Source organism: Nonomuraea sp. NPDC050790 (assembly GCF_044456745.1).
Lineage (GTDB): Bacteria > Actinomycetota > Actinomycetes > Streptosporangiales > Streptosporangiaceae > Nonomuraea.
In genome coordinates, this window is record NZ_JBITGF010000011.1 from 148358 (window position 1) to 174067 (window position 25710).

General features: G+C 71.4%; 26 protein-coding genes. 21 read left to right on the plus strand and 5 right to left on the minus strand.

Features of this window, described 5'->3' with window-relative positions; translation table 11 throughout:
- Nucleotides 1-19: 19 nt before the first annotated feature.
- The gene (locus tag ACIBEJ_RS43275; RefSeq protein WP_397188787.1) at nucleotides 20-745 is read right to left on the minus strand and encodes a BTAD domain-containing putative transcriptional regulator; all 726 of its coding nucleotides are present in this window, start codon (nucleotides 743-745) and stop codon (nucleotides 20-22) included.
- Nucleotides 746-967: 222 nt separating this feature from the next.
- On the opposite strand from ACIBEJ_RS43275, the gene ACIBEJ_RS43280 reads away from it, so the two are divergent.
- The 3 genes from ACIBEJ_RS43280 to ACIBEJ_RS43290 all read left to right on the plus strand — a co-directional run bounded on the left by ACIBEJ_RS43280 (nucleotide 968) and on the right by ACIBEJ_RS43290 (nucleotide 3668).
- Entirely contained in the window at nucleotides 968-1843 is an 876-nt protein-coding gene (locus ACIBEJ_RS43280; protein WP_397188788.1) for a UbiA family prenyltransferase, read from the plus strand.
- Between the two features lie 414 nt (nucleotides 1844-2257).
- Entirely contained in the window at nucleotides 2258-3016 is a 759-nt protein-coding gene (locus tag ACIBEJ_RS43285) for a sensor histidine kinase (protein ID WP_397188789.1), read from the plus strand.
- Nucleotides 2997-3668: a response regulator gene (locus ACIBEJ_RS43290; protein WP_397188790.1), complete on the plus strand. Its 672-nt coding sequence runs from the start codon at nucleotides 2997-2999 to the stop codon at nucleotides 3666-3668. The genes ACIBEJ_RS43285 and ACIBEJ_RS43290 overlap by 20 nt, the downstream gene beginning before the upstream one ends.
- Here ACIBEJ_RS43290 and ACIBEJ_RS43295 read toward each other — a convergent pair.
- A complete protein-coding gene (locus ACIBEJ_RS43295; RefSeq protein WP_397188791.1) occupies nucleotides 3644-4537 on the minus strand; it encodes an aldo/keto reductase in 894 nt (297 codons plus the stop codon). The genes ACIBEJ_RS43290 and ACIBEJ_RS43295 overlap by 25 nt on opposite strands.
- A 202-nt stretch (nucleotides 4538-4739) precedes the next feature.
- Here ACIBEJ_RS43295 and ACIBEJ_RS43300 point away from each other — a divergent pair, with 202 nt between their 5' ends.
- A complete protein-coding gene (locus ACIBEJ_RS43300) occupies nucleotides 4740-5372 on the plus strand; it encodes a 4'-phosphopantetheinyl transferase (RefSeq protein ID WP_397188792.1) in 633 nt (210 codons plus the stop codon).
- The gene (locus ACIBEJ_RS43305) at nucleotides 5369-6205 is read left to right on the plus strand and encodes a TIGR03621 family F420-dependent LLM class oxidoreductase (protein WP_397188793.1); all 837 of its coding nucleotides are present in this window, start codon (nucleotides 5369-5371) and stop codon (nucleotides 6203-6205) included. Before ACIBEJ_RS43300 ends, ACIBEJ_RS43305 begins: the two co-directional genes overlap by 4 nt.
- Here ACIBEJ_RS43305 and ACIBEJ_RS43310 read toward each other — a convergent pair.
- Nucleotides 6202-7521 (minus strand): NDP-hexose 2,3-dehydratase family protein, encoded by a 1320-nt coding sequence (locus tag ACIBEJ_RS43310; RefSeq protein WP_397188915.1) that lies wholly within the window; start codon nucleotides 7519-7521, stop codon nucleotides 6202-6204. The two genes, ACIBEJ_RS43305 and ACIBEJ_RS43310, sit on opposite strands and share 4 nt — an antisense overlap.
- Before the next feature lie 136 nt (nucleotides 7522-7657).
- Here ACIBEJ_RS43310 and ACIBEJ_RS43315 point away from each other — a divergent pair, with 136 nt between their 5' ends.
- Genes ACIBEJ_RS43315 through ACIBEJ_RS43325 form a run of 3 tightly spaced genes read left to right on the plus strand, consistent with a single transcriptional unit; the run spans nucleotide 7658 to nucleotide 10063 of the window.
- Nucleotides 7658-8260, plus strand: coding sequence for a DUF1707 domain-containing protein (locus ACIBEJ_RS43315; protein WP_397188794.1), 603 nt, complete (start codon nucleotides 7658-7660; stop codon nucleotides 8258-8260).
- A gap of 22 nt (nucleotides 8261-8282) precedes the next feature.
- On the plus strand, nucleotides 8283-9497 hold the full coding sequence (locus tag ACIBEJ_RS43320; protein WP_397188795.1) for a methyltransferase domain-containing protein: 1215 nt from the start codon (nucleotides 8283-8285) through the stop codon (nucleotides 9495-9497).
- Entirely contained in the window at nucleotides 9497-10063 is a 567-nt protein-coding gene (locus ACIBEJ_RS43325; RefSeq protein ID WP_397188796.1) for a dTDP-4-dehydrorhamnose 3,5-epimerase family protein, read from the plus strand. Before ACIBEJ_RS43320 ends, ACIBEJ_RS43325 begins: the two co-directional genes overlap by 1 nt.
- Here ACIBEJ_RS43325 and ACIBEJ_RS43330 read toward each other — a convergent pair whose 3' ends face one another.
- Entirely contained in the window at nucleotides 10064-11164 is a 1101-nt protein-coding gene (locus tag ACIBEJ_RS43330; RefSeq protein ID WP_397188797.1) for a DegT/DnrJ/EryC1/StrS family aminotransferase, read from the minus strand.
- Nucleotides 11165-11279: 115 nt separating this feature from the next.
- On the opposite strand from ACIBEJ_RS43330, the gene ACIBEJ_RS43335 reads away from it, so the two are divergent.
- Entirely contained in the window at nucleotides 11280-12422 is a 1143-nt protein-coding gene (locus tag ACIBEJ_RS43335; protein WP_397188916.1) for a macrolide family glycosyltransferase, read from the plus strand.
- Nucleotides 12419-14107 carry a BTAD domain-containing putative transcriptional regulator gene (locus ACIBEJ_RS43340; RefSeq protein WP_397188798.1) on the plus strand — a complete coding sequence of 563 codons (1689 nt, stop codon included), beginning with the start codon at nucleotides 12419-12421 and terminating at the stop codon, nucleotides 14105-14107. Before ACIBEJ_RS43335 ends, ACIBEJ_RS43340 begins: the two co-directional genes overlap by 4 nt.
- On the opposite strand, the gene ACIBEJ_RS43345 is transcribed toward ACIBEJ_RS43340, so the two are convergent.
- A complete protein-coding gene (locus ACIBEJ_RS43345) occupies nucleotides 14023-15651 on the minus strand; it encodes an FAD-dependent monooxygenase (protein WP_397188799.1) in 1629 nt (542 codons plus the stop codon). The two genes, ACIBEJ_RS43340 and ACIBEJ_RS43345, sit on opposite strands and share 85 nt — an antisense overlap.
- A 133-nt stretch (nucleotides 15652-15784) precedes the next feature.
- Between ACIBEJ_RS43345 and fabG the strand changes: the two genes are divergently transcribed.
- Genes fabG through ACIBEJ_RS43400 form a run of 11 tightly spaced genes read left to right on the plus strand, consistent with a single transcriptional unit; the run spans nucleotide 15785 to nucleotide 25708 of the window.
- Nucleotides 15785-16534, plus strand: a complete 750-nt coding sequence (fabG, locus tag ACIBEJ_RS43350; RefSeq protein WP_397188800.1) for a 3-oxoacyl-ACP reductase FabG — start codon at nucleotides 15785-15787, stop codon at nucleotides 16532-16534.
- A gap of 24 nt (nucleotides 16535-16558) precedes the next feature.
- Nucleotides 16559-16846 carry an acyl carrier protein gene (locus ACIBEJ_RS43355; protein WP_157251764.1) on the plus strand — a complete coding sequence of 96 codons (288 nt, stop codon included), beginning with the start codon at nucleotides 16559-16561 and terminating at the stop codon, nucleotides 16844-16846.
- Nucleotides 16843-17319 (plus strand): 3-hydroxyacyl-ACP dehydratase FabZ, encoded by a 477-nt coding sequence (gene fabZ / locus ACIBEJ_RS43360; protein WP_397188801.1) that lies wholly within the window; start codon nucleotides 16843-16845, stop codon nucleotides 17317-17319. Before ACIBEJ_RS43355 ends, fabZ begins: the two co-directional genes overlap by 4 nt.
- Nucleotides 17312-18385, plus strand: a complete 1074-nt coding sequence (locus tag ACIBEJ_RS43365; protein WP_397188802.1) for an aminomethyltransferase family protein — start codon at nucleotides 17312-17314, stop codon at nucleotides 18383-18385. Before fabZ ends, ACIBEJ_RS43365 begins: the two co-directional genes overlap by 8 nt.
- Before the next feature lie 11 nt (nucleotides 18386-18396).
- Nucleotides 18397-20700, plus strand: a complete 2304-nt coding sequence (locus ACIBEJ_RS43370; protein WP_397188803.1) for a beta-ketoacyl synthase N-terminal-like domain-containing protein — start codon at nucleotides 18397-18399, stop codon at nucleotides 20698-20700.
- Complete coding sequence (locus ACIBEJ_RS43375) at nucleotides 20697-21446, plus strand: nitroreductase family protein (protein WP_397188804.1); 750 nt, start codon at nucleotides 20697-20699, stop codon at nucleotides 21444-21446. The genes ACIBEJ_RS43370 and ACIBEJ_RS43375 overlap by 4 nt, the downstream gene beginning before the upstream one ends.
- Nucleotides 21443-22675, plus strand: coding sequence for an NAD(P)/FAD-dependent oxidoreductase (locus ACIBEJ_RS43380; protein ID WP_397188805.1), 1233 nt, complete (start codon nucleotides 21443-21445; stop codon nucleotides 22673-22675). Before ACIBEJ_RS43375 ends, ACIBEJ_RS43380 begins: the two co-directional genes overlap by 4 nt.
- Nucleotides 22672-23538, plus strand: coding sequence for an alpha/beta fold hydrolase (locus tag ACIBEJ_RS43385; RefSeq protein WP_397188806.1), 867 nt, complete (start codon nucleotides 22672-22674; stop codon nucleotides 23536-23538). The genes ACIBEJ_RS43380 and ACIBEJ_RS43385 overlap by 4 nt, the downstream gene beginning before the upstream one ends.
- A 10-nt stretch (nucleotides 23539-23548) precedes the next feature.
- Nucleotides 23549-24454: an ACP S-malonyltransferase gene (locus ACIBEJ_RS43390; protein WP_397188807.1), complete on the plus strand. Its 906-nt coding sequence runs from the start codon at nucleotides 23549-23551 to the stop codon at nucleotides 24452-24454.
- Complete coding sequence (locus ACIBEJ_RS43395; protein WP_397188808.1) at nucleotides 24451-24867, plus strand: phosphopantetheinyl transferase; 417 nt, start codon at nucleotides 24451-24453, stop codon at nucleotides 24865-24867. The genes ACIBEJ_RS43390 and ACIBEJ_RS43395 overlap by 4 nt, the downstream gene beginning before the upstream one ends.
- Before the next feature lies 1 nt (nucleotide 24868).
- On the plus strand, nucleotides 24869-25708 hold the full coding sequence (locus ACIBEJ_RS43400; RefSeq protein WP_397188809.1) for an ester cyclase: 840 nt from the start codon (nucleotides 24869-24871) through the stop codon (nucleotides 25706-25708).
- The last annotated feature ends 2 nt before the right edge of the window (nucleotides 25709-25710 follow it).

The window sequence follows — 25710 nt, forward strand, 5'->3', positions numbered from 1 at the left end:
TTTCCTTTCGCAGGCCTTTTCAATGCGGAGCGGGGAGCTCGAACGTGGGCTTCACGCCCAGCTCGGCGTCCAGGAGAATGCGCAGCCCCTCGTAGGCCCGCCGGGCGTCCGTGCGCCGGCCGGAGCGCGTGAGCGCGGTGATGAGCTGGGCGTGGAAGGTCTCGTTCAGCGGGTGCGCGACGACGAGCGCGCGCAGTTCCTCGATCAGCTCCGTGTGCCTGCCGAGCTTGATCCGCAGGTCGATGGAGGTCTCCTGGGCGCGCAGCCGCTGCTGGTCGAGCGCGGTCGCGGGCGGTCCGAGCACGAAGCCGAGCGGTACGCCGGCCAGGGCGGAGGAGCCGGTCCAGAGACCGAGCGCCCGCTCCAGCAGCCGTTCCGCGGCGGCGATCCTGCCCTCGCGGGCCTGCTGCCCCGCCTGGGCGACCAGGCGGGGGAAGACGAGGGCGTCGACGCGGTCCGCGTCGGTGCGCAGCACGTAGCCGGCGGGCCTGGTGACGATGGATTCGCCCGCCGCGGGCCCGAGCATTCTGCGCAGGTAATAGATGTGGGTCTGCAGGGTCTTCAACGCGTCTTTCGGCGTCCTGGACGGCCACAATTCGTCGATGAATTGATCGAAGCCGACCGTGCGCCCGGCGTTGAGCGCGAGCAGGGAAATCGCCTGGCGGATTTTCGGTCCGCGCAGTGCCAGTATTCCAGCGTATTCGTCGCGCACCTCTACGTGCCCGAGCAGCTTGAAATCCAGCATGACATTCCCTATCGTCGCGTCTGGTCGACTCGAGCCGAAGCTAGCCGTGCGGCGGAGGGCCCGGCAAGACGGATTCCCGGGAGGTTGTAGGCCGGGTATCCGAGGAATCATCGGGGACTACAACTTTCGTATCACCCCCTTATCTGCGCGGGTGGCGGGGGCAAGAATCCGGCCATGGCTGGAGTTACCGCGTCAAGGAACGCGACAGGTTCGATCCCTTCGATGCTGGCGATGTGCGTGGCCGAGGCCAGGCCCGCCGTTCTGACCGTGTCCGCGCTGCGTTTCCTCACCGGGGTCGTGCTGGCCCTGCCGGTCGTGGAGGTGGCGCCGGAGCCGCTCAAGGTGCTGCAGGGCGCCGCGGCGTGGGTCCTGTCGATCTTCGCCATCTACTTGTTCAACGGCGTCACCGACGTGACCGAGGACCGCGTCAACGGATCGGCCAGGCCGATCGCCCGCGGGGCGCTGGATCCGGGGTCGGCCCTGTTCGTGGCGGGTGTGGCCGCGGTGCTGTCGCTGGCCGCGACGCTCGACCTGCCGGGCCCGATGACGCTGATCGTGGGGGCGAACCTGGTGCTGGGCTACCTCTACTCCGGCCCGCCGCTGCCGCTCAAGGGCAGTTCGGGAGGGACCGTCGTGGTGCTGGTGCTGTCCGGGTTGCTGTCGTATCTGGGGGGCTTCACGCTGGCGGCCGGGGGCCAGGCGGTCGCCACCCCTACCGGGTTACTGGTGTTCGCCGCCGCGTCCATCGCGTGGATGACGCTCGTGGGCGTGCCGGCCAAGGATCTGTCCGACCTCGAGGGGGACGCCGCGGCGGGACGGCGCACGATCGTGGTGACCAGGGGTGAGCGGGCCTCCAGGTGGTTCATGTCGGTGGCGGCGTCGGGGCTGGTCGTGGCGTTGTTCGCGGTGATCCTGCTGCTGGGGGTGGAGCTGGTCTGGGTGGCCCTGGCGGTGGCCGCGGGGGCGGTCGCGGTGGTCCGCGCGGGTGGCAGGGCGCTGCCACCCGGGGGGAGCCGGAGCGAACAACGCCGGCCGTACCGCGCGTTCATGGCCACACAACACCTGGTTCACATTACCGCGCTGATATCCGGCATTTGACGTTATATGTTGCCAGGATGGCCAGCCTGCGAGATAGTTGAGTGCTTGGTCCCATGGGCGGAAGGGACATCCTTGGATGCGGCATACGGGGTTGGGGGCGACCCGGCGAGAATCGTGGACGCTTGTCGGGAAGAAATCCTCGCCGAATTCGAGGCCGCCCTGCTCGCCGCCGGCAACGTTCTGTACACGGACCCGCAGGCCAAGCGACAGGCCCTAATGACCGCGCGTTACGTCCTGGACGATGTCGCGGCTACTCTCCGTGCCGGAAAGGTGCAGATTAACAACCTGTATAAATTCCACGCGTGGGAAGTGGGCAGCCGCCGTGCAGCCACCGGCGTACATCCGAAAGCTTCTCTTGAGGCAGGCTCACTTTTCTTTCGGGTAGCGATGACGCGACTGGCGCGTGAGGTCGCCGTGCAATCGGAATCGCCGGCGGAGTCCTTCACGCTCGTGGCGACGGGCATGGAGGAGAGCCTCTCGTTACGGATCCGCGAGGCGTCGGAGAGCTACCACGGCTTCCTGCTCAACCAGGTCCACGAGGCGCAGGAGGACGAGCGCCGGCGCATCGCCCGCGAGCTGCACGACCGCATCGGCCACGGCATCAGCGTCGCCCACCAGCAGCTCGCGCTGGCCGAGGTCTACCGGGTCACCAACGCCGCCCGCGCCTCCACCAAGATGGGCGTCGCCCAGCAGGCCATCCAGGAGACGATGGAGAACCTGCGCCAGATGACCTCGGAACTCCATCCCCAGGTGCCGCTGAAGAGCCTGGAGAAGGCGCTGCTCGGCTTCCTGGAGGCTGTCGAGGACGACACGGTCTCCGTGGGTCTCCACGTCAACGGCGACGAGGGCTGGGCCGACGCCCGGGTGCTCGACGAGGCGTTCCTGGTCGTCAGGGAGGCCGCGCGCAACGCCTTCAACCACGCCGCGCCCACGATGATCCTCATGCGCGTGGACATCGCGCCCCACGAGCTGGTCGCCACCGTGCAGGACAACGGCAGGGGCTTCGACCCGGCCATCGTGCGCGGCAAGGGCGGCGTCGGGCTGAGTTCCATGCGCGAGCGCACCGAACTGCTCGGCGGCCGGGTCACGATCTCCAGCGCCCCGGGCAGCGGCTGCCTCGTGGAGGTGTTCATCCCCTTGAAGAAGCGCCACGATGACCACGACCCCGGGTAGCGCGCTGATCTCCGTCGGCATCGTGGACGACCACGCCCTCTTCAGGGAGGGGCTGCGGGAGATCCTGGAGGCGGGCGGCGACATCGGCATCGTCGGCGAGGCCGGCGACTCGGCGGGCGCCGTCGCCATGGTCGGCGCCACCAAGCCGGACGTGCTGCTGCTCGACGTCGAGATCCCCGGCGACGAGGTCACCGAGACCGTCGGCAAGGTACGCAGGATCTCGCCCGGCACCCAGATCATCATCCTCAGCATGTACGACGGGCCGCAGTTGCTCACCCGGCTGCTGGCCGCCGGAATCCGCGGCTACCTCCTCAAGAGCGTCCACAGGCACGAGCTGATCGCGGCGGTCAAGAGCGTGCACGAGGACCCGTCCAGGGTCGTGCTCGCGGTCTCCCGGCACAGCTTGGCGCACGTGGAGTCGGGGCCGCCCTCCGGCGGGCTGAGCGAGAAGGAGCTGGAGGTCCTGCAACTGGCCGCCCAGGCGCTCAGCAACGCCCAGATCGCCCGCCGCCTCGGCCTGGCCGAGGCCACCGTGAAGCGGCACATGCGCAACATCTTCGTCAAGCTCAACGCGGTCTCGCGGATCGACGCCGTCAACAAGGCGGTGGCGGCCTCGCTGCTGGCGCCTCAGAGCAGGAGCGAGGGGGAGTAGTCGGGGAAGATCGCGGCCAGCTCGTCGCGGGTCTCCGGGCCGAGCGCGACGCTGGTCGCGGCCAGGTTCATCTCCAGGTGCACCTGGTCGCGGGTGCTGGGCACCGGCACCACCCGCTCGTCCTGGGCCAGCAGCCAGCCGAGCGCCAGCCGGCCCGCGCCCAGGTCGAGCTCGGCCGCCGCGGCCTCCAGCCGGCGCAGCGCGGGGACGTCGCGGCCCGGCAGGAAGCGGGCGTCGCCGTGGCGCCAGTCGTGCGGGCCGAGGACGGCTGCGGACCTGATCCGGCCGGTGAGGAAGCCCCTGCCCAGCGGGCGGGCGGCGAGCATGCCCACGCCCAGCCGGTCCGCCTCGGCCAGGAGGGGGGCGGCGGCCTGCCGTACCCAGAGGGAGAACTCGGCCGCTAGCGCGGTGACGGGGTGGACGGCGTGCGCGCGCCGCAGTTGCGCGGCCGTGGCGCCGGAAAGGCCGATGTGGCGGATCTTCCCCGCCGACACGAGCGCGGCCAGCGCGCCCACGCTCTCCTCGATCGGCACGCGGTCGTCCTGGCAGTGCAGGAAGTAGACGTCGACGCTCTCGACGTCCAGGCGCTTGAGCGAGGACTCGCAGGCCCGCTCCAGGTACTCGGGCCGGCCGTCGAACTCGACCCGGCGGCCGAGACCGCGGACGCCGCCCCTGGTGCAGACGACGACCTCGTGCTCGCGCCCCGCCACGGCCCGGCCGACGACGCGCTCGACCTGCCCGGCGGCGTAGAAGTCGGCGGTGTCGACGAGCGTCACGCCGGCGTCGAGCGCGCGGCGGATCAGGCCGGCCGCCTCGTGCTGGTCGGCGTGGCCGTAGGCGCCGGCGAGGGCCAGGGAACCGAGCCCCATGCGGGACACGGCCGGTCCCGTCCGGCCCAACCGCGTATAGCGCATCCTCCTTGATAGCGAATATCCCTCAAAAAACGGTCAAATTACGGGTTAACTCGTGCTCCGCTTCCCCTATAGGACGCACCCCTAATTTGGGGGTACGGCCCCGCAATCATGTTCGCTGCCCTATTGGCGAATTGCCGTGTATGGGTAAGTTGGCGGGGTGATCGAGGACATCCTCCCCCCGGAGGTCGAGGCTTTCGAGACCTTCGACGATCCTCCAGGCACCGTGCTCTTCCCCGAGGAGGAGGCGCTGATCGGGCGGGCGGTGGAGAAGCGGCGCAGGGAGTTCGCGACCGCGCGCTACTGCGTCCGCCGGGCCATGGGCAAGCTCGGGATGGCGCCGGTGGCCGTGCTGCGCGGCCCGCGGGGCGAGCCGACCTGGCCGCCCGGCATCGCCGGCAGCATCACCCACTGCACCGGGTACCGCGCCGCCGCGCTCACCAGGAAGCCCGCCATGCTCGGCATCGACGCCGAGCCCGACGCCCCGGTGGGCGACGACGTGATCGAGGCCGTCTCGCTGCCGCACGAGCGCGAGATGCTGCGCAGGCTGGCGGCCGCCAACCCCGGGCCCTGCTGGGACCGGCTGCTGTTCAGCGCCAAGGAGTCCGTCTACAAGGCCTGGTTCCCGATGACGAACCGGTGGCTGGGCTTCTACGACGCCGAGATCGACGTCGACCCGTTCGGCGGCACGTTCTCGGCCCACATCATGGCGGAAGGGCTGCGGTGGCAGGGGCGGTGGCTGATCCGCAACGGCCTGATCGTCACCGCGATCGCGAGGATCGGGATGACATGATCAGATTCGGCGTGGTGCTCATCGACGAAGGCTGCTCCAGGACCGAGTGGACGGACAAGTGCCGGCGGGCCGAGGCGCTCGGCTACGACGTCGTCGCCGTCCCCGACCACCTGAACCTGATGGCGCCCTTCCCCTGCGCCGTGCTGGCCGCCGAGGCCACCACGCGACCCAGGATCGGCACGTACGTGCTCAACTCCAGCTTCTACCTGCCCGCGGTGCTGGCCAGGGACGTGGCCACCACCGCCAGGCTGCTCGGCGACCGGCTGGAGCTCGGCCTCGGCACCGGCTACGTCAAGGCCGAGTTCGAGAAGGCCGGCATCCCGTTCGGCACCGCCGCCTCGCGCGCCGACCGGCTGGAGAGCCTGGTCAAGGAGCTCGACGCGGAGCTGGGGGAGTCGGCGCCGCCGCTGATGATCGGGGGACACGGCGACCGCATCCTGCGCCTGGCCGCCCAGCGCGCCCAGACGGTCAGCTTCACCGGCGCGCCGTACCGGGCCGAATACGGCAGGACCGCGCTCGTGGACGCCGCGGCGCTCGCCGAGCGCGTCGCCTTCGTCAGGGCCGAGGCCGGCGGGCGCGAGCCCGAGCTGAACCTGCTGCCCAAGGCCACGATCATCACCCGCGAGCGCCGCGCGGGCCTGGAGAGCCTGCGACGCTACGCGCCCGACCTCACGCCCGAGCAGCTCCTGGAGGTCCCGACGCTGCTCGTGGGCACGCCCGCGCAGCTCGCCGAGCAGGTCCTGCGCGACAGCGAGCGGTACGGCTTCGCCTACTTCACCGTGACCGAGGCGGCCATGGAGGACTTCGGCAGGGTCATCGAGCGGCTGCGCTAGAGGCTGTCGAGGCAGGCGCTCAGCGTGCGGGCCTGGACGTTGAGGTAGTAGCTGTGCCGCAGCAGCTCCACGACCTGGTGCATGGCCAGCCAGCGGAAGTCGGGATGGCCGGGCGCCGGGTCCTCGTCGGTCTCCACGATCAGGTAGCGGTTCCTGGCGTGGTAGAAGCGCCCGCCCTCCTCCGACAGCACGGTGTCGAAGCGGATGCGCTCGGGGCCCGCGCCCAGCACCTCGTCCAGGAACAGCGGGCGGGCCGCGGGCGGCAGGTGGTCGTAGTTCTCCGGCACGCACTGCACGGTCGGCGCCAGCTCGACCACGTCGGTGTAGCCGGGCTCCACCCGAGCGTGGACCAGCGCGTGCAGCACGCCGCCGATCTGGCGCACCAGGAAGGCGATGACGCCGGTGCCCACCGGCTCGATCATCGGCTGGGTCCAGCCGCTCACCTCGCGCCCGTTGGAGGCCACGCGCACGCCGATGATGTCGAAGAAGCGGCCGCTCTCGTGCGAGATCCGCCCGCCGTCGCGGCGCCACTGCCGCAGCCGGTTGAGCGGGATGGGCTCGGTGCTGATGTCCACGGTGGAGCGGATGCCGCTGAGCCAGCTCAGCACCTCGTCGATCCCGTGCGCGGCGCTCTGGCGCGGGTCGCGCGAGCGGACGAGCGCCGCGCGGAAGCCGTCCCCCTCGGGGACCGGCGTCCCCAGCGCCGGCATGCAGGCCAGGACCGTGCGCGCGTCCATGTTCACCAGGTCGGGCACGGCCAGCATCTCGTGGACCCGCCCCAGCGGCAGCCAGCGGAACCCGTCGAGCACCTCGACGTCCTCGGCGGTCTCCACGACCATGTTCCTGTTGCGCTTGCGGTAGAACCACGCGCCCTGCTCCGACTGGCGCACGTCCGCCAGCACCCGTCCGCTCGGCTCGCGAAAGTGCTCCAGGTACGGCACCGGCCGCCCCTGGTGCACGCGGGTGTAGTTGCTCCTGGTGGCCTGGACGGTGGGCGAGACCTGCGGGCCGTCGTGGTTGCCCGGCTCGTTCTTGGCCTGCATGAGGAGGTGCGGCACGCCGTCCACGCGCTTCACCAGGATGCCGAGGATGCCCACCTCGGGCTGGTTGATGATCGGCTGGGTCCAGGCGTCCACGGGGCTGCCGGGAAAGCGCACGTCGAGCCCCTGGACGGTGAAGAACTTGCCGCTGTCGTGGCGGATGTTCCCCGTGCTCTCGCACCGGCGCCATCCGCCCAGCTCTTCGAGAGGAAGCCGCTCCACCGTCATCGCGGTGTGCTCGGCGACTTCCTCGAACCAGCTCAGGACGTCAAGAATGGCGGTCTCCTAACAACGGGCCTTTACCGCCGAAGTTCGCATGCGCCCTCATAACACCTCAACCCCTGCTTTTCAGCGATGGAAGATAGGGGTTATCTCTGGGACCGGCCATTCATACGCTCTTAGGGTGGACGCCATGACCGATCGTCCGGAAATCCGAGCCAGTGACCAGGATCGCGACCGAATTGCGGAAATGCTGCGGGTCGCGGTCAGCGAGGGCCGCATCGACCTCGAAGAGCTGAACGAGCGCCTGGACCGCACCTACGGCGCGCGCACGCTCGGCGAGCTGGACGCGGTCGTCGCCGACTTACCCCAGGCAGGGCCGCCGCCCCCGGCGCTGGTGCCCGCCACCGTGGTGGCCGCTCCGCTGCCCGCCGCCCGCCCCGGCGACGTGCTGGAGCTGCACACGCGCAGCGGCAAGATCCGCCAGGACGGTCGCTGGGTGGTGCCGCCGCTCATCACGACGAAGGCACACAGGTTCGGCACGGTACGGGTGGACTTCACCCGGGCCGAATGCGCGTACCGCGAGGTGACCGTCGACGTGCAGATCACCTCGTGGTTCGGCGACGTCGTCATCATCGCCCCCTACGACTGGTGGGTGCAGGACGACGCGGTGACCCGCCGGCTCCTCGGCGCCGTCCACAACAGGCCCATCGTCTCGCCCACCCAGGCCGCCGTCGTCGTGCGGCTCACCGGCTACGTGCAGACCGGTGACGTGTGGGTGAGGTACCGCCGCTGACGGCAACCTTCAGGAGGATCGCATGGCGTGCCGCATCTGTTCCGGCCGGCTCCGCGAGTTCGCGGACTTCGGCCGGCAGCCGATCTCCGACGCCTTCGTCGAACCCGGTGACCCACGCGAGGAGTTCTTCTTCAGGCTCGCGGTCGGCGTCTGCGAGAGCTGCACGATGGTGCAGCTCCTCGAAGAGGTGCCGAGGGAGCGCATGTTCCACGAGGGCTACCCCTACGTCTCCTCCGGCTCCTCGGTCATGCGCGAGCACTTCCACGCGCTGGCCAAGCGGCTTCTGACCACCGAGCTGAACGGCGATGACCCGTTCGTCGTCGAGCTCGGCTGCAACGACGGCACCATGCTGGAGGTCGTCGCCGACGCCGGGGTCAGGCACCTCGGCGTCGAGCCGTCGGGCGGCGTGGCCGACCTGGCCGCCGCCAAGGGCGTCCGCGTCACCAAGGACTTCTTCGAGGCCGAGACCGCCGCCCGCGTACGCGCCGCCGACGGCCCCGCCGACGTGATCTACGCGGCCAACACCCTGTGCCACATCCCCTACATGGACTCCATCCTCAGCGGCGTCGACACCCTGCTGAAGCCCGGCGGCGTCTTCGTCTTCGAGGACCCGTACCTGGCCGACATCGTGGCCCGCTCCTCCTTCGACCAGATCTACGACGAGCACTTCTACTTCTTCGCCGCCGGCTCCGTCAGCCGCATGGCCGCCCGCCACGGCTTCGAGCTCGTCGACGTCGAGCGCCTGCCCGTCCACGGCGGCGAGGTGCGCTACACCCTCGCCAGGGCCGGGGCCAGGACGCCGAGCCCCGGCGTCGCCGCGATGCTGGCCGAGGAGGAGGCCGCGGGCATCACCCGGCTGTCCGCGCTCGACCGCTTCGCCGCCACCGTCGAGGGCAACCGCGACCGGCTCACGGCGCTGCTGAAGGGCCTGCGCGCCCAGGGCGCCACCATCTACGGCTACGGCGCCACCGCCAAGAGCGCCACCGTGCTCAACTACTGCGGCATCGGCCCGGACCTGCTCACCTTCGTCACCGACACCACCCCCGCCAAGCAGGGACGGCTCACGCCCGGCTCGCACATCCCCGTGCTCGGGCCCGAGGCGTTCCGCGACCCCTACCCCGACTACGCGCTGCTGCTCGCCTGGAACCACGCCGAGGAGATCATGGCCAAGGAGACCGGCTTCCGCGAGGCGGGCGGCCGGTGGATCCTCTACGTCCCCGACGTCCACGTCGTGTGATGCGCCATCGGGAGCTCGCCGTCTCCGGCGCCTTCGAGTTCACCCCCCAGGTCTTCCCGGACGAGCGTGGGTCGTTCGCCTCGCCGTACCAGGAGGGGGCCTTCATCGCCGCGACCGGGAAGGGGCTCTTCCCGGTCGCGCAGGCCAGCAGGAACGTCTCCCGGCGCGGGGTGGTGCGCGGCATCCACTACACGCTCATCCCGCCGGGGACGGCCAAGTACGTCTACTGCGCGGCGGGGCGGGTGCTGGACTTCGTGGTGGACCTGCGGGTGGGCTCGCCGACGTTCGGGCGGTGGGAGTCGGCCGAGCTGAGCCTCGCCAACGGGCGCGCGGTCTACTTCCCGCCCGGGGTGGGGCACGCCTTCGCCGCCCTGGAGGACGACTCCGTCGTCTGCTATCTGCTCTCGGCCGAGTACCGCAGGGAGAACGAGCTCACGCTGTCGGTCTTCGACACCGACCTCGCGCTCGACCTGCCCGCCGGGACGCCGCCCATCCTCTCGGAACGCGACGCGGCCGCCCCCACGCTGGGTGAGGCGGCCGCGCTCGGGCTGCTTCCCGAGTGGTGACTACAGCACCTCGCGCAGGGCGGCGATGACCTTCTCCTGCACCTCGACCGGCAGCGACGGGTACATGGGCAGCGAGAAGATCTGCCCGGCCAGCTCCTCGGTCACCGGCAGGCTGCCCGGCCGGTAGCCGAGGTGGGCGAAGCCGGTCATCGTGTGGACCGGCCACGGGTAGCTGATGTTGAGGTGGATGTCGTACGCGCGCAGCGCCTCGATGATCTCGTCGCGCCGGGGGTGGCGCACCACGTAGACGTAGTAGACGTGCTCGTTGCCCTCGGCGGTCGCGGGCAGCACCAGGTCGGTGCCGCCCAGGGCGCGCTCGTAGCGCTCGGCGACCGCGCGGCGGCCGGCGATGTAGGCGTCGAGCCTGGTCAGCTTGCGGCGCAGGATCTCCGCCTGGACCTCGTCGAGGCGGGAGTTGTGGCCCGGTGTCCGCACCACGTAGTAGGTCTGCTCCATGCCGTAGTAGCGCAGGCTGCGCAGGCTGGCGTCCACGACGTCGTCGGAGGTGATCGTCGCGCCGCCGTCGCCGTAGGCGCCGAGGACCTTGGTCGGGTAGAAGGAGAAGGCCGCGGCCCTGCCCATCGAGCCGGCCACGCGGCCGTGGTGCCTGGCGCCGTGCGCCTGCGCGCAGTCCTCCAGGATCACCAGGTCGTACGCCTCGGCCAGGCGCTCCAGCGGAGCCATGTCCACGCACTGGCCGTACAGGTGGACCGGCAGCAGGCAGCGGGTACGCGGCGTGATGGCCGCCTCCACCTGCTCGACGTCCATGAGGTAGGTGTCACGGTGAACGTCCACGAAGACCGGCGTGGCGCCCACGCCGTCGATGGCGACGACCGTCGGCGCCGCCGTGTTGGACACGGTGATCACCTCGTCGCCCCTGCCGACCCCCAGCGCCTGGAGGCCGAGCTTGATCGCGTTGGTGCCGTTGTCCACTCCGGTGCAGTGGCGCGCGCCGTGGTAGGCGGCGAACTCGGCCTCGAAGGCGCGCACGCTCTCGCCGAGCACGAGCTGGCCGGATTGGAACACGGTCTCGACGGCGTCGATCAGATCGTCCCGCTCGACGTCGTATTCCGGCAGGTAGTCCCAGACACGAGTGGCCATGACTCAACGTAATCACCGGGCCCCGTACCCGCGGTACCCCTATCACCGGGTTAGGGGTGACACGTTATGCCCCGTCCTCACTAGCTTTGTTGGTATGGCACGGCATTACCTCTTCATGTGTCAGCCCGATCACGGCCATGTGATTCCCAACCTGGCCGTGGTCTCCGAATTGGTGCGCCGGGGAAACCGGGTCACCTACGTCACCGGTGAAAGCATGGCCGATGTCGTCCGCGCCGCGGGCGCGACCGTCGTCGGCTACGACTCCATTTATCACCAGGCCGATCTGCGCCGGCTCGAGGACGACCCGCTCGGGCTCATTTCGCTCTTTCTCGACGAGAGCCGGGTCATGCTGGAAAGCGTCGGTTCGGAAAAGGCCGATGTCGTGGTCTATGACATCTCCGTGCTGCACGCCGGGCGGATTCTGGCGCGTAAGTGGGAACGGCCGGCCGTACAACTGATTCCGGTGTTCGCGTCGAACGAGCATTTCTCCTACCTTTCCTCCATCTACGGCGACGGCGGCGACGGCGGCGCGCTGCCCGGCTGGGTCGACGACATGCTGGCCAGGACCGCCGCGCTCGCGCTGGATCACGGCGTGGACGTGCCGCCGGCCGACCTGTGGTGGCAGGTGCAGGACTTCAGCCTGGTCAACCTGCCGCGCTCCTTCCAGTTCGCGGGCGAGACCTTCGACGAGCGCTTCGCCTTCGTCGGGCCCTGCCTGGGCGAGCGGAGCTTCCTGTCCGACTGGACGCCGCCCGGCGACGGCCGGCCGATCGCGCTGCTCACCTTCGGCACCGTGGCCAGCAGCCGTCCCGACCTGTTCCGCACCTGCGTGCGCGCCTTCGGCGAGCTGCCCTGGCACACCGTGGTCACCGTGCCGGAAGCCGTGGACCTGGGCCCGCTGCCCGCGAACGTCGAGGTCCGCCGCTGGGTCTCGCACATGAGCGTGCTGCGCCACGCGGACGTGGCCGTCACCCACGGCGGCATGGGCACCGCCATGGAGGCCCTGTACTGGGGCCGCCCCACCGTCATCGTCCCCGCCACCGCCATCGACGGGCCGCCCGCCCGCCGCGTCGCCGAACTCGGCCTCGGCCGCGTCGTCGACCCCGCGGAGCTGACGCCCGAGCGCCTGGTCGCCGACGTGCTCGCGGTCGTGTCCGACCACCGGGTACGGCAGGCCACCGCCGCCATGGCGAAGGAGATCCGCGCCTCGGGCGGCACGGCCAGAGCGGCCGACGAGTTAGAGCGGTACGCGGCATGAGCAGGCCCTTCGAGTTCCGCGTCCTCGGCCCGCTCAAGGTCATCAAGGACGGCGCCGAACTGCACATGAGCGCCAACAGGGAGCTGGCGATCCTGGCCAGCCTGCTGCTCAACGCCAACCGGGTGGTCAGCGTGGACCGGCTGGTGGAGACGGTCTGGGCGGGTTCCGCCCCGGCCAGCGCCTGGCGGCAGATCGCGATCTGCGTCTCGCGGCTGCGCCGTACGCTGGGGGCGGGTGTGATCGAGACGTCCAGCCCCGGCTACCTGCTGCGCGCCGAGCCGGACGGCATCGACTGGCTGCGCTTCTGCGCGCTGGTGGCGCGGGCGCGCACGACGTCGGCGGACGGCGAGCGCGAGGCGGCGGTCAAGCTGCTGCGCGAGGCGCTGTCGCTGTGGCGGGGCAACCCGTTCGAGGACATCAGGGGCCTGCGCTACGACGTCGCCAGGATGGAGGAGTCGCGCCTGGAGGCCATGGAGGCGTGCCTGGAGCTGGAGATCGAGCTCGGCCGCCACCACCAGGTGATCCCCGAGCTGCTGGCGCTGGTGGCCGAGTCGCCCTTCCGCGAGCGGGTGCGCGCGCAGCTCATGCTGGCGCAGTACCGGGCGGGACGGCGGGCCGACGCGCTGCGCACCTACCAGGAGACGCGCCGCTACCTGCTGGAGCAGATCGGCCTCGAACCCGGACCCGCGCTGCGCCGCCTGCACGACCAGATCCTCCGGGACGAGGTCGCGCTCATGCGTCCGGCGCCGCGCGCCCCGCTGCCCGCGCAGGTCGTGCCCTCGCAACTGCCGCCGCAGATCCTGCCGTTCGTGGGCAGGGAGCGGGAGCTGGCCGCCCTGGACGAGGCGCTCGGACAGGACCCTGCGGCCGCCCCCGCCACGACCGTGGTCAGCGGGGCCGCCGGCATGGGCAAGACCGCGCTGGTGCTGCGGTGGGCGCACGAGCGGATCGACTGGTTCCCCGACGGGCAGCTCTTCGCCGACATGGCGGGGGCCAAGCCGGAGACCGTGGTCGAGCGGTTCCTGCGCGCGCTCGGCGTACCCGCCGCCGACCTGCCCCTCGACGCCGACGAGAAGCTCGCGCTCTACCGCAGTTGGACGGCGCGGCGCAGGCTGCTGGTGGTGCTGGACAACGTGACGGACGCCGAGCAGGTCGTGCCGCTGCTGCCCGGGGGCGCGCACTGCCGGGTCGTCGTGGTCAGCACGGACCCGCTGGACGACCTGGTGGCCCGGCAGGGGGCGCACCGCGAGTTCGTCCGGCCGCTACCCGCCGCCGACGCGCGGCAGCTCGCCGACCTGCTGGTGGGCAAGGCCCGCGGCCGCGCTCTGGCCGCCACGTCGGGCAGCCCGCTGTCACTGCGCCTGGCGGCCGCCCGCATGCGCACCCGCGCCCGCCCCCACCACGACGGGTCCCGCCACGACCCGGCCCGCCACGACGGGGCCCGCCACGACCCGGTCCGTCAGGACCCGGCCCGCCACGACCCGGTCCGTCAGGACGCGGCGCGGCACGAGCCCGTCCGCCATGATGCGGCCCGTCATGAGGGGGCCCGTCACGATGCGGTTCAGCCGCATCGTGACCTGGCTCTTCATGACCGTGCAGGTCACGACCGCGCGAGGATCGTGTCCAGTGCCTCCAGCAGCGCCTCCTGCGAGGGCTGTCCGGCGCACGAGCGCCATCCCACGTGACCGTCGGGGCGGATCAGCACCGCCCCGCTCTCCTCCAGGCCGTACTCCCGCGCCCAGGTCGGCGAGGTCAGCCCGCCGGACCCGTCGGCGGAGATCTCGACCGCCTCCATGTCCACGCCGCTCGACTCGGCCGCCTCCTTCGCCGCCTGCAGCCAGCCACTCCCGGCCGGTGTCAGCAGCGTGAAGCGGGGGCCGAGCAGGTCGAGCGTGGAGATCCTGCCATCCGTGCCGGTGTGGTCGCCGGCGCTGGTCAGCCAGGTGTGGGGGGCGCGGTGCCCGGGGCGGGCGGTGGGGACGTAGGTGCGGTAGGGGTCGTCGGGCTCGGGTGCCGGGGTGCCGTCGGGGACCACGGCGGCGGACTCGTAGTGGAAGCCCAGTACGAGGCCCTCCGAGCTGCGGCGGCCGGCCTGCTGTTCGATCGCCTCGGTCATCGACAGGTGCCCTTCCATCATGTGGAAGGTGATCAGCGCGTTGTTCAGGCTCTCGTCCACGGTCCTGGCCGCGATCGGGCGCCGCTCCTCGGTGTAGGTCTCCAGCAGGTACGGCCCCGCCGTACCGTGGAGCACCGCGGCGAGCTTCCAGGCCAGGTTGTGCGCGTCCTGGATGCCGCAGTTCATGCCGAACCCGCCCTGCGGCGTGGCCACGTGCGCGGCGTCGCCGGCGAGGAACACGCGGCCTTTCTGGAACCCGGTCGCCACCTTGGCCTGCTGCAGCCAGGGCATCACGCCGACGACGTCGACCGGCAGGTCGGGCACGCCGACGGCGCCGCGTACCGCGTCGAGGCAGACCTGCGGGGTGAAGTCGGCGGGACTGCCGCCCTCCTCGGGTTCGTAGCCGGTCTGCACCATCCAGCGCCGGCCGCCGTCCACGGCCTCGACGGCGCACGGCGGGTTGCGCAGGAACGACAGCGCGGCCCGGCGCTCGGGCGGCAAGAAGCCCAGGTCTGCGTCGAACATGATGCTGATCATGTGGCCGAGCGTGGGCGGGCCCTCGACCTCGATGCCGAGCTGCTCCCTGACGCCGCTCCTGGCGCCGTCGGCGGCGACGACGTAGCGGGCGCGGACCAGGGTACGGCTCCGCCCGTCCTCGATCTCCGCCTCGACGCCGTCCGCGGTGTCGCGCAGCCCGGTCATCGTCGTGCCGTAGCGGACCTCGGCGGACGGCGCCGACTCGGCCAGCCGGCGCAGGATCACCTCCAGGTGGTCCTGGGAGCACAGGTAGGCGTAGGTGGGGCTCTGCGGCGCGTCGCGTTCGATCGCGGCGGCGGAGCGTACGAAGTCGTCGGAGGACAGCGAGCTGCCGACGCCCACGGCGAGGAACTCCTCGCGCGGCATTCCGGTGCGCTCGACCTCCGCCACGATTCCCCAGGCGCGGAAGATCTCCATCGTCCTGGTGGTGATGAGCCTGGCCTTCGGGAATATCGAGGTGCCCGCGTGTTTCTCGACGAGCAGCGTCGATATTCCGTGACGCGAGAGCTCAATTGCGGCGGCCAGTCCGACCGGTCCGCCGCCGACGACCAAAACTTGTACGTCGAGCTCGTCCATGAAGCAAGGGTGATATATCCAACTTCCCCAGTCAATGCGCTAATAACTGGATGATACAGGCGTGATATCGCCCTTTAGTAACTTGTTCAGTGAAGATCCAGATAATGTGCTGTCGAATTCCTGGAGAACGAAGATGCTCTTTGCCGAAGGCTCAGTGGCCCTGGTGACGGGCGCCTCACGCGGAATCGGCCGGGCGGTCGCGCTCGATCTGGCCAGAGAAGGCGCCCATGTCATCGTCAACTACGCCAGGTCGGAGCGGGACGCCAAAGAGGTCGTGGCGCTGATCCAGGAGGAGGGCGGCAGCGCCGAGGCCGTGCAGGCCGACGTCGCCGACGAGGACGCCGTGCGGGAGATGTTCCGCGGCGTCCGCGCCGACCACGGCCGCCTCGACGTCCTCGTGACCAGCGCCGGCCTCACCCTCGACCGCTACCTCATCACCATGAGCCAGGAGCAGTTCCGCACCCCGCTCGACGTGAACGTCGTCGGCACCTTCCTGGCCTGCCGGGAGGCCCTGCGCCTGATGCGCAACCAGAAGCGCGGCTCCATCGTGACGATCTCCTCCACGAGCGGGCTCGACGGAGGCTTCCCCGGCCAGACCAACTACGTGGCCTCGAAGGGCGCGATCATCGCCTTCACCTCGGCCCTGTCGAACGAGGCCGCGCCCCACGGGATCAGGGCCAACGTGGTCGCCCCCGGCTTCGTGGCCACCGACATGACCCGCAAGGTGCCCACGGACATCAGGAAGCAGTACGAGTCGCGCATCCGCCTGGGCCGCATGGGCCGCCCGGAGGAGATCGCGTCGATCGTCAGCTTCCTCGCCTCGGACAAGGCGTCGTACATCTCCGGCTCCGTGATCGTCGCCCACGGCGGCGGCCTCGGCTGACCCCGGTCACTACTAGGAGGACAGATGACCATCGACGAGCTTCGCGCGAAGGCCGCCGAGCGCCAGCAGACCTGCACCCAGATCAAGAAGATGATCGTCTCCCGGCTCGACCTGGAGATCGAGCCCGACTGGATCACCGACGACCAGCCCCTGTTCGGCCGCGGGCTGGAGCTCGACAGCCTGGACGTGCTGGAGCTCTACGTGGCCATCGAGGCCGAGTTCGGCGTTGCCCTCTACGACAGCGAGATGGCCGTCTTCGGATCGGTCTCCCGCCTGGCCGACGAGGTCAACCCCGCCCTGCGGGCGTCATGACCACCACCGCCACCACCACGGCCGCGCCGGTCCTGACCGGCCTCGGCCACGACCAGATCCGGGCGGTGCTCCCGCACCGCTGGCCCATGCTCCTGCTCGACCGGGTCACCCGGGTGGAGCCCGGCGTCAAGGGCACCGCCACCAAGAACGTGGCCGGCACCGAACTGTGGTTCCAGGGCCACTTCCCGAACGAGGCCGTCCTGCCCGGCATCGTGATCATCGAGTCGCTGGCCCAGCTCGCCGGCGTGGTCTTCGCGCTGGCCGGCGCGAGCGAGATCAGTTACCTGGCCGGGGTCAGGTCGATGCGCTTCCGCCGTCCCGTGGTGCCCGGCGACCAGCTCGTGCTGAGCGCCGAGCGCACCGCAGGCGGCAGGGGCTTCGCCGAGTACAAGGTCTCGGCCCGGGTCGACGGCCAGATCGCCGCCGAAGGAAACCTCACGATCGCTGACCCGAAAGGTGTGAAGAATGGCTAGCGTCCTCGCGAACCTGCATCCGGAGGACACCGTCTACGGCGACGTGGGCGACGCCTCCCTGCCGCGGCGCTTCTCGGCCGCGCCCGACGCGCTGTCGGTCGAGTACAAGGTGCTGAGGGAGCGCGCCGCGATCCTCGACCTGAGCGCCCACCTGCTGATCGAGGTCACCGGGTCCGCGGCGATCGACTTCGCGCAGCGGGTGCTCGCTCGCGACGTGGAGTACCTCACCTCGGAGCGCTGCATGATGAGCCTCGTCCTGGACGAGTCCGGGCTGGTCGTCGACCAGGTCCTGGCCTTCGGCCGCGAGGACGGCATCCTGCTGGAGAGCTCGGCGGGCGCCGGTGCGCGGCTGCTGGAGCACCTGCGCGCGCACAACGACGAGGGCGTCGAGATCACCGAGCGTGACGACCTGACGGTCCTCGGGCTTGAGGGTCCGTACGCCTGGGGCGTCGTCGGCCGACTGATCGACGGGGAACTGGCGGCGCTGCCGTTCGAGTCGGTCGTGGACACGACCTGGAACAACGCGGAGATCATCTTCGCCCGCACCGGCTTCACCGGCGAGTACGGCTACCAGATGCTCGTGCCCAAGAGCGCCGTGGGCGAGCTGTGGACCCAGTCGCTGGAGCACGCCCAGGCCGCCGGCCAGGACGCCCTGGAGCTGGCCATGCTGGAGGTGCGCCAGCCGATCCCCCGCCACGAGGTCACCGGCGGCGCGAACGTGATCGAGATCGGCGCCAACTGGCTGGTCGACGTCACCAAGGACGAGTTCGTCGGCAAGGACGCGGTCCTGGAGCAGTTCGAGTCCGGCGCTGGCCGCCGCACCGTCGGCTTCACCGGCGGCGAGGGCGTGCCCACCGCGGGCACCCGCGTGTACGCGGGCGGCGAGGACGTCGGCGAGGTCGTCCACGCCGTGTACAGCGTCGGCCTGGGCACCACGCTCGGCCTGGTCAGGGTGGACGCCGACCTGGCCGCCGCCGGTCTTGAGTTCACCGTCGCCGGTTCCGAGGTCACCACGCTCACCAGCCCGTACATCGTGCCCAAGAGCTGGAGCATCCCGATCATCTGAAGGAGAAGGCAATGGCGCTGCGGCCCATCGTCGTCACCGGTCTGGGGATCATCTGCGCCGCCGGGCGCGACCCGGCCGAGTTCTGGCAGCGGCTCCTCTCCGGCCAGGGCGGTCTCGCCCCGGTCGCGGACGAGGCCTACGCGGTGTTCGAGGCCAGGTACGCCGGCCAGGTCCCGGACGAGTGGATCACCAGTCAGCTCACCGGCCCCGACGCCGACCTGGACCGCACCGCCCAGCTCGCGCTCATCGCGGCCCGGCAGGCGGTCGAGGAGGCGGGCCTGAACGGGTACGACCCCGACCGGTTCGGCATCATCCTCGGCAAATGCCAGGCCACCCCCGACGCGGCCGGGCTGTACCAGCCCATGCACCGCACCCAGGACGTCGTCGCCGAGCGACTCGGCCTGGGCGGACCCCGCATCCTCGTGTCCACGGCGTGCGCGGCCGGCGGCAACGCCGTCGGCCTCGCCAAGGACAAGATCCTCACCGGCGAGGCCGACATGGTGCTCGCCGGCGGCGTCGACCCGCTGCTGTTCGGCACGTACGCGGGCTTCGCCGGCCTCCAGGCGCTCAGCACCGGACCCTGCCGCCCCTACAGCCACTCCGACGGCCTCAACCTGGGCGAGGGCGCCGCCTTCCTCCTGCTGGAGCCGCTCGACCTGGCCCTGGCCAGAGGCGCGAGGCCGCTGGCCGAGGTCGCCGGGTACGGGCTGTCGGCCGACGCCTACCACGCCACCGCCCCCGACCCCACCGGCCGAGGCGGCGCCAGCGCCGTACGGCGGGCCCTGGCCGACGCCGGCCTCACCACCGCCGACGTGGGCTACGTCAGCGGCCACGGCACCGGCACCCCCGCCAACGACGCCATGGAGGCCAAGGTCATGCGGGTCGTGTTCGGCGAGCGCGCCGGACAGGTCCCGACCAGCAGCATCAAGTCGTACGTCGGCCACACGCTCGGCGCCGCCGGCGCCGTGGAGGCGGTGGCCAGTGTGCTGGCGCTGCGTCACGGCATCGCGCCGCCCACCATCGGCTTCGACGACGACGCCGAGCCCGGCGACCTGGACTTCGTGCCCAACAAGGCCAGGCCGATGCCCATCGACACCGTCGTCTCCAACAACTACGCCTTCGGCGGCAACAACGTCTCGCTGGTGCTGACCACCCCCCAGTCGCCACGCGAGTACGAGGAGCTCCCGAGGCGCGAGGCCGTCATCACCGGCCTCGGACCCGCTCTCGGGACCGCCACCGGCATCGCCGAGCTGAGCGCCGCCATCCTGACCGGCCGCGAGGCCACCGGCGAGGCGCCCTCGCTCGAAGGCCGCACGTTCGCGCCGCGCTCCCTTTGGCGGCACATGAACCACCTCTCCCGCATGGCCATCGCCGCCTCCCGGCTGGCCTGGGAGGACTCCGGGCTCAAGCTGCCCAGGAAGGCGCTCGACGACGTCGGCCTGGTCTTCGCGACCGGCGCCGGATCGGCCGAGAGCACCGGCGGCTTCGACGAGAGCATCGCGCTCAACCCCAACAAGCCCGCGGTGCTGAGCTTCTCCAACGTCGTGCTCAACGCCACGGGCGGCGCGGTCTGCCAGACCCTCGGGCTGCGCGGGCCGACCACCACGATCTGCAACGGCGCCGCCTCCGCCTCGATCGCGCTGGACTGCGCGGTCGAGATGATCAGGGCGGGCAAGGCGGAGGTCGTGCTCGTGGTCGCCGCCGACGAGGCCGCCCACGGTACGGCCCAGCCGCCCGGCGAGCCGGTCAAGGCGTCGGGGGCGGTGGCCTTCGTGGTTGAGTCCGCCGAGCACTGCGCCGGGCGGGACGGCACGCCGTACGCCAAGATCCTGGGGACCGGCCACCACCCCGGCGACCTCACGGGACCCGGGCTCACCCGCGACCTCGACCGGCTGCACGGCCCCGAGCCCGCGCTCACCCGCGGTCTCGACCGGCTGCACGACGGCGGGTCCGCGCTCGTCCTGGGCACGGGCGCAGGGGGAGAGGCGGCGGCGGTGCGCGAGGCGCTGCCGCACGCGGTCCTGACCACGAGCACCCGGCTGGCGGGCGACTGCCAGGCGGCCACGGGCGCACTCAACCTGGCCCTGGGCGCCCTGGCGATCCGCGACGGCATCGCCCCCGCCCACGAGAGCACGACGGCGGACTCGCCCGACGGCAGCGCGCCCGCCCACGACGGGTCGCGTGACGGCAGCGCGCCCGCCCTGGAAGGCGGGTTCGTGGGTGAGCCGGAGCTTGGGGCGCCGGTGGAGCGGGCGCTGGTGTTGTCGGAGTCGCCGGGATCGGTGCGCGGCGCGGTGCTCCTGGGGGCGGCATGACCGCGCCCGTGGAGATCATGACCGGCCTGCCGTTCGACGTGTCGGAGACCGACCGCCTGCTGACCACCACGAGGTCGGTACGCCGCCGCCTCGACCTCGACCGGCCGGTGCCGCGCGAGGTGGTGGAGGAGGCGCTGGAGATCGCCATCCAGGCGCCCAGCGCCAACAACCACCAGAACTGGCGGTGGATGGTCGTCACCGACGACGCCGTCAAGGCGCGCATCGCCGAGCTGACCACGCTGTCGTGGCAGTTCCACCGCATGGACATGTGGACCAACGCCGGCCGGCGGCGCACCGACCGGCAGGCCCGCAAGAACTACGAATCGGCGCAGGCGCTGGCCGAGGCGATCGCCCGGGTACCCGTCCTGGTCATCCCCTGCGTGCTGGGGCGGCCGCCGGACATCTCGGCCATCGACGAGGCGTGGCGCAGGCGGATGGCGACCAAAGAGGACGACGACCCCGGCCACCGTTCCACCCACGGCTCCATGCGGGCCAGCATCTTCTACGGGTCGATCTTCCCCGCCATCTGGTCCTTCCAGCTCGCGCTGCGCAGCAGAGGGCTCGGCAGCACGATCACCTGCCTGCACGTGGCCCACGAAGGCCCGGTCGGCGAGCTGCTCGGCATCCCGTCCGGCGTCACGCAGGTGTGCATGATCCCGGTCGCCTACACGGTGGGCACCGACTTCCGCCCGGCCGATCGCGTCAGCGCCAAGGAACGCACGTTTTGGGAGAGGTGGGAGTCATGACCGACGTCGTGATCGTCGGCGGTGGCATCGCGGGAGCGTCGGCGGCGTGCAAGCTGGCCGCCGGAGGGCTCTCCGTCGTGCTGCTGGAGAAGCAGGAGAGCTACAACGACCTGGTACGCGGCGAGTGGCTGGCCCCCTGGGGCATCAGGGAGGCCCAGCGCCTGGGCGTCTACGACTGCTTCGGAGCCGGTGGCGCCTGGGAGATCCGCGAGTGGATGACCTGGGACGAGGCGGTCGAGCCGCACGAGGTCGAGGCCGTGGACATGACCCGGTTCATCCCGGGGATCGGCGGGCCGTACTCGTTCCCGCACCACCAGGTCTGCGAGCTGATGGCGGCCCAGGCCGTCGACAGCGGCGCCACGCTGATCATGGACGCGGCCAAGATCGAGGTGACCGCGGGCCCGCGGCCGTCGGTCAGCTACATGAGCTCCGAGGGCCGCCGCGAGGAGATCCGGCCCAAGATCGTGCTCGGCGCCACCGGCCGAGGCTGCACGGTCGGCCGCCAGGTCGGCATCACCATGCGCAACCACATGCACCACTGGGGCGGCGGGGTGATGGTCGAGGGCCTGGACGACTGGCCCGCCGACGTGCAGGCGATGGGCACCGAGGGCGACGTCATGTTCATGGTCTTCCCCCAGGGGTACGGCCGCGCCCGCCTGTACCTCAACTTCGGCACCAAGGACAGCCGCAAGTACCGGGGCCCCGGCGCCATGGACCGCTTCCTCAAGGCGTTCGAGCTGGAGTGCCTGCCCGACCGGGGCCGCGCCGTGGTGGAGTCGCGCCAGGCGGGCCCGTTGTCGGTGTGGCCGTCGGTCTCCAGCGTGCCCGAGGGCCCGCCGCTGACCGAGGGCGTGGTGCTGATCGGCGACGAGGCGGGCAACGCCGACACCGTGCTCGGCACCGGCCTGTCGTGCGCCATGCGGGACGCCAGGACCGTCTGCGAGATCCTCCTGGACGGCGACGACTGGTCGCCGCCGGTCTTCGAGCCGTACGTGAAGGAGCGCGAGTTCCGGCTGTCCCGCCTGGACTTCGGCGCCCAGATCATCAGCCGGCTGCACGTGGAGTTCGGCCCGGCCGCCACCGAGCGGCGGCGCAGGGTGCGCAAGCTGATGGCGAAGAACTTCGCCGCACAGGTGACCGGCCTGCTCAACATGGTCGCCCCCGAGGAAGTGCCCGAGTTCGGTTTCAGCGAGTTCTTCGCCGAGCGGTTGTTCAGGGAGTCGGCATGACCGAGAAGAAGATCATCCACGTCAACGACGTGGACATCGCCTACGTGGACGAGGGGGAGGGCGAGACCGTCTTCCTGCTGCACGGCTTCCCCGACTCCTCCTACCTGTGGCGGCACCAGATCCCCGCGCTCGTCGAGGGCGGCTTCCGGGTGATCGCGCCGGACCTGCGCGGCTTCGGGGACTCCAGCAAGCCGCAGGAGGTCGAGGCGTACACGATGCAGACGATCGTCAACGACATCGTCGCCATGACCATCCAGCTCGGCGTCAAGAAGCCGCACGTGGTCGGCCACGACTGGGGCGCGGCGATCGCCTGGATGTACGCCTTCCTGATGCCCCGCCGCATCGACCACCTGGCGGTGCTGTCGGTCGGTCACCCGGGCGTCTTCTCCTACCCGACGCTGGAGCAGCGGGCGGCCTCCTGGTACATGCTCTTCTACCAGTCGCCGGCCGCCGAGGAGCTGCTCAAGCGCAACGGCTGGCGGCTGTGGAAAGAGATCATGGGCCGCGAGGGCGACTACGACCGGCACCTGCGCGACATGGCCAGGCCGGGCGCGCTGACCGCGGGCCTGAACTGGTACCGCGCCAACCGCTCGCCCGAGGCGGAGCTGCGCCACCAGCGGCCCTTCCCGCCGATCTACGCCCCGACGCTCGGCATCTGGTCCACCGACGACAAGGCGCTGCTGGAGGAGGGCATGGCCAACTCCGGCAAGTTCGTCAAGGGCCCGTGGCGCTACGAGCGCGTCGAGGACGCCGGCCACTACATCCCGCTCGACGCCCCCGACACGGTCAGCAAGCTCCTGCTGGGCTTCCTCGGCACCGAGCAGCCCGCAGAGCCGGAGCGGCGGCCCCGGCGCCGCCTCTAAGGAGCAGATCATGGTCGGCTACCTCTTCCCCGGGCAGGGCACGGTCCGCGTCGGCATGGGCGCGTGGCTGCGGCGCAACCCGGTGGCCAGGAGAGTGCTCGACGAGTTCGACGAGCGGCTGTCCCGGCCGATCTCACCCATCTGCACGCGCGGGCCGCTCGACCGGCTGGTCTCGACCGAGCACGCCCAGATCGCCGTCACCGCCTGCAACCTGGCCACGCACGCCGTGCTGGCCGAGGAGGGGTTCGAGCCGCACGTGGTCGCCGGGCACAGCGTCGGCGAGCTGAGCGCGCTCTACGCCGCGGGCGTCCTGGACCTGGCCGAGACCGCCCGGCTTGTGGAGCTGCGGGCCCGGCTGATGTCGCGGGTGCACGTCATCGGCGGCATGCACGCGGTCATGGGACTGGAGGTCGAGCAGGTCGAGGAGATGGTCGGGTGGGCCGCCGGCCCGGACGAGCCGCTCGTCGTCGGGCTGGAGAACGCGCCGGGCCACGTGGTGGTCTCCGGCGCCATGGGCGCGCTCGACCGCCTGGCCAAGCTGGCCACCTCGGCCAGCAAGATCGTGGAGCTGTCCGTGGGCAACGCCTTCCACTCGCCGCTCATGGACCCGGCCGTGCCCGAGTGGAGCGACGCGGTCGAGGCGGCCCAGATGCGTCCGCCGCGGGTGCCCGTCGTGCCCAACGTCACCGCGGAGCTCACCACCGACCTGGACGTCATCAGGCGGGCGCTGGTCGCCCAGCTCACCGGGCGGGTCCTGTGGACGCGCACGGTGACCCTGGTCGACGCGCTCGGCCCCAGCGTCGAGGTCGGCGACAGCAAGGTGCTGGCCGGGCTCTCCCGCCGCTCCGGCGCCCGCTGCCTCAGCATGGCCGAGCCGAGCGCGCTGCGCAGGCTCGCCAGGGAGGTGGCGGCGTGAACCGGTGGGGCAGCGCGCTCGTCCGTTTCGGCGACCTCACCAGGCCGCAGGACCTGGTCGGGGCGATGGCGCTGGACGCCGTCTACACCCCGGCCGAGCGGCTCAGGTCGGGCGCCGGGCGGACCCTGCAGCACTGGGCGGGGCGGCTGGCCGGCAAGTACGCCGTCCTGCGGCTGCTGGACCTGCCGCCGACCGCGGAGCTCCTGGGGTCGGTCGAGGTGCTGCCCCGGCCCACGCCCGCCTGCCGGCAGTCGGCGGCCTGCATGGACGGGCATCCGCCGGCCGTACAGCTGAGCGGGGAGCTGACCGCGCGGGCGCGGTCGGGGGAGCGGATCCGCATCTCGCTCAGCCACACCGACGCCCACGCGCTGGCGGTCGCGGTCGCGGCCGCGCAGCTTCCGGAGGACGACTGACATGGACGCCAGGAAGATCGCCGAGGAGCACCTGGACGCGTGGCGGCGCGAGGACCCGGCCGCGGTGGCCGCCTGCGTCACCGGCTACGAGGACCCCGACTCCGGCGGGCCGCTGGGCGGCGCGGAACTGGCCGCGCACGCCGGCGGCCTCATGGACAGCTTCAAGGGCCTGCGCTTCGAGGTCGAGCGGGTGACCGGCGACGAGGACGCGGTGACCGTCTCCTGGACGCTCACCGCCGACCACCGCGCCGCCTACCTGGGCATGCCCGCGACGGGCGGCGCCGCCCGCGTGTCCGGCACCGACCTGGTGACGGGCGACGGGCTGGTGCGGCGCACGTTCGACCGGCTGGCGCTGGCCGAGGCGCTCGGCTACTCGGCCAGGTTCGTGCCGGAGGCCGATGACGTGCGCGAGTTCGGTGTGAGCGCGCGGGCCTCGGTGGACCGCACCGACCGGCCCGGCGCCTTCTCCCTGACCTGGCTGGAGATCCGCGACGCCGCGGAGGCGGCCGACGTGGACCTGCTCAGCGTGGAGATCGTCAAGTCGCTGCGCGCCTCGCGCGGCTTCCTCGGCGTCACGACCGTGGACGTCGGCAACCGCAAGTACACCCTGAGCGCCTTCGACCGGCCGGAATCGGTGCGCGCGGTGCACGCCAGGCCGCACCAGCGGGCCATGCGCCGCTTCTTCAAGAGCGGGCTGTGCACCCGCGTCCACACGAGCATCTGGGTCCCCGCCAAGTCGCGGGAGTACGCCCGCTGCCCGAGCTGCGAGTCGGTCGTGCCGGTCGGCACCGGTACGGCCTGCGGCTGCGGATGGATCCCCGACGACGCGTCCCTACTGTGAAC

What these genes read in the sequence shown, in the direction of transcription:
- ACIBEJ_RS43385 (WP_397188806.1), top strand. Translation starts at nt 22,672, where the DNA reads ATGACCGAGAAGAAGATCATCCACGTCAACGACGTGGACATCGCCTAC.
- ACIBEJ_RS43305 (WP_397188793.1), top strand. Translation starts at nt 5,369, where the DNA reads ATGATCAGATTCGGCGTGGTGCTCATCGACGAAGGCTGCTCCAGGACC.
- ACIBEJ_RS43320 (WP_397188795.1), top strand. Translation starts at nt 8,283, where the DNA reads ATGGCGTGCCGCATCTGTTCCGGCCGGCTCCGCGAGTTCGCGGACTTC.
- ACIBEJ_RS43280 (WP_397188788.1), top strand. Translation starts at nt 968, where the DNA reads ATGCTGGCGATGTGCGTGGCCGAGGCCAGGCCCGCCGTTCTGACCGTG.
- ACIBEJ_RS43365 (WP_397188802.1), top strand. Translation starts at nt 17,312, where the DNA reads ATGGCTAGCGTCCTCGCGAACCTGCATCCGGAGGACACCGTCTACGGC.
- ACIBEJ_RS43390 (WP_397188807.1), top strand. Translation starts at nt 23,549, where the DNA reads ATGGTCGGCTACCTCTTCCCCGGGCAGGGCACGGTCCGCGTCGGCATG.
- ACIBEJ_RS43335 (WP_397188916.1), top strand. Translation starts at nt 11,280, where the DNA reads ATGTGTCAGCCCGATCACGGCCATGTGATTCCCAACCTGGCCGTGGTC.
- ACIBEJ_RS43400 (WP_397188809.1), top strand. Translation starts at nt 24,869, where the DNA reads ATGGACGCCAGGAAGATCGCCGAGGAGCACCTGGACGCGTGGCGGCGC.
- ACIBEJ_RS43375 (WP_397188804.1), top strand. Translation starts at nt 20,697, where the DNA reads ATGACCGCGCCCGTGGAGATCATGACCGGCCTGCCGTTCGACGTGTCG.
- ACIBEJ_RS43315 (WP_397188794.1), top strand. Translation starts at nt 7,658, where the DNA reads ATGACCGATCGTCCGGAAATCCGAGCCAGTGACCAGGATCGCGACCGA.
- ACIBEJ_RS43290 (WP_397188790.1), top strand. Translation starts at nt 2,997, where the DNA reads ATGACCACGACCCCGGGTAGCGCGCTGATCTCCGTCGGCATCGTGGAC.
- ACIBEJ_RS43275 (WP_397188787.1), bottom strand. Translation starts at nt 745, where the DNA reads ATGCTGGATTTCAAGCTGCTCGGGCACGTAGAGGTGCGCGACGAATAC.
- ACIBEJ_RS43295 (WP_397188791.1), bottom strand. Translation starts at nt 4,537, where the DNA reads ATGGGGCTCGGTTCCCTGGCCCTCGCCGGCGCCTACGGCCACGCCGAC.
- fabZ (WP_397188801.1), top strand. Translation starts at nt 16,843, where the DNA reads ATGACCACCACCGCCACCACCACGGCCGCGCCGGTCCTGACCGGCCTC.
- ACIBEJ_RS43340 (WP_397188798.1), top strand. Translation starts at nt 12,419, where the DNA reads ATGAGCAGGCCCTTCGAGTTCCGCGTCCTCGGCCCGCTCAAGGTCATC.
- ACIBEJ_RS43345 (WP_397188799.1), bottom strand. Translation starts at nt 15,651, where the DNA reads ATGGACGAGCTCGACGTACAAGTTTTGGTCGTCGGCGGCGGACCGGTC.
- ACIBEJ_RS43380 (WP_397188805.1), top strand. Translation starts at nt 21,443, where the DNA reads ATGACCGACGTCGTGATCGTCGGCGGTGGCATCGCGGGAGCGTCGGCG.
- ACIBEJ_RS43325 (WP_397188796.1), top strand. Translation starts at nt 9,497, where the DNA reads ATGCGCCATCGGGAGCTCGCCGTCTCCGGCGCCTTCGAGTTCACCCCC.
- fabG (WP_397188800.1), top strand. Translation starts at nt 15,785, where the DNA reads ATGCTCTTTGCCGAAGGCTCAGTGGCCCTGGTGACGGGCGCCTCACGC.
- ACIBEJ_RS43370 (WP_397188803.1), top strand. Translation starts at nt 18,397, where the DNA reads ATGGCGCTGCGGCCCATCGTCGTCACCGGTCTGGGGATCATCTGCGCC.
- ACIBEJ_RS43330 (WP_397188797.1), bottom strand. Translation starts at nt 11,164, where the DNA reads ATGGCCACTCGTGTCTGGGACTACCTGCCGGAATACGACGTCGAGCGG.
- ACIBEJ_RS43355 (WP_157251764.1), top strand. Translation starts at nt 16,559, where the DNA reads ATGACCATCGACGAGCTTCGCGCGAAGGCCGCCGAGCGCCAGCAGACC.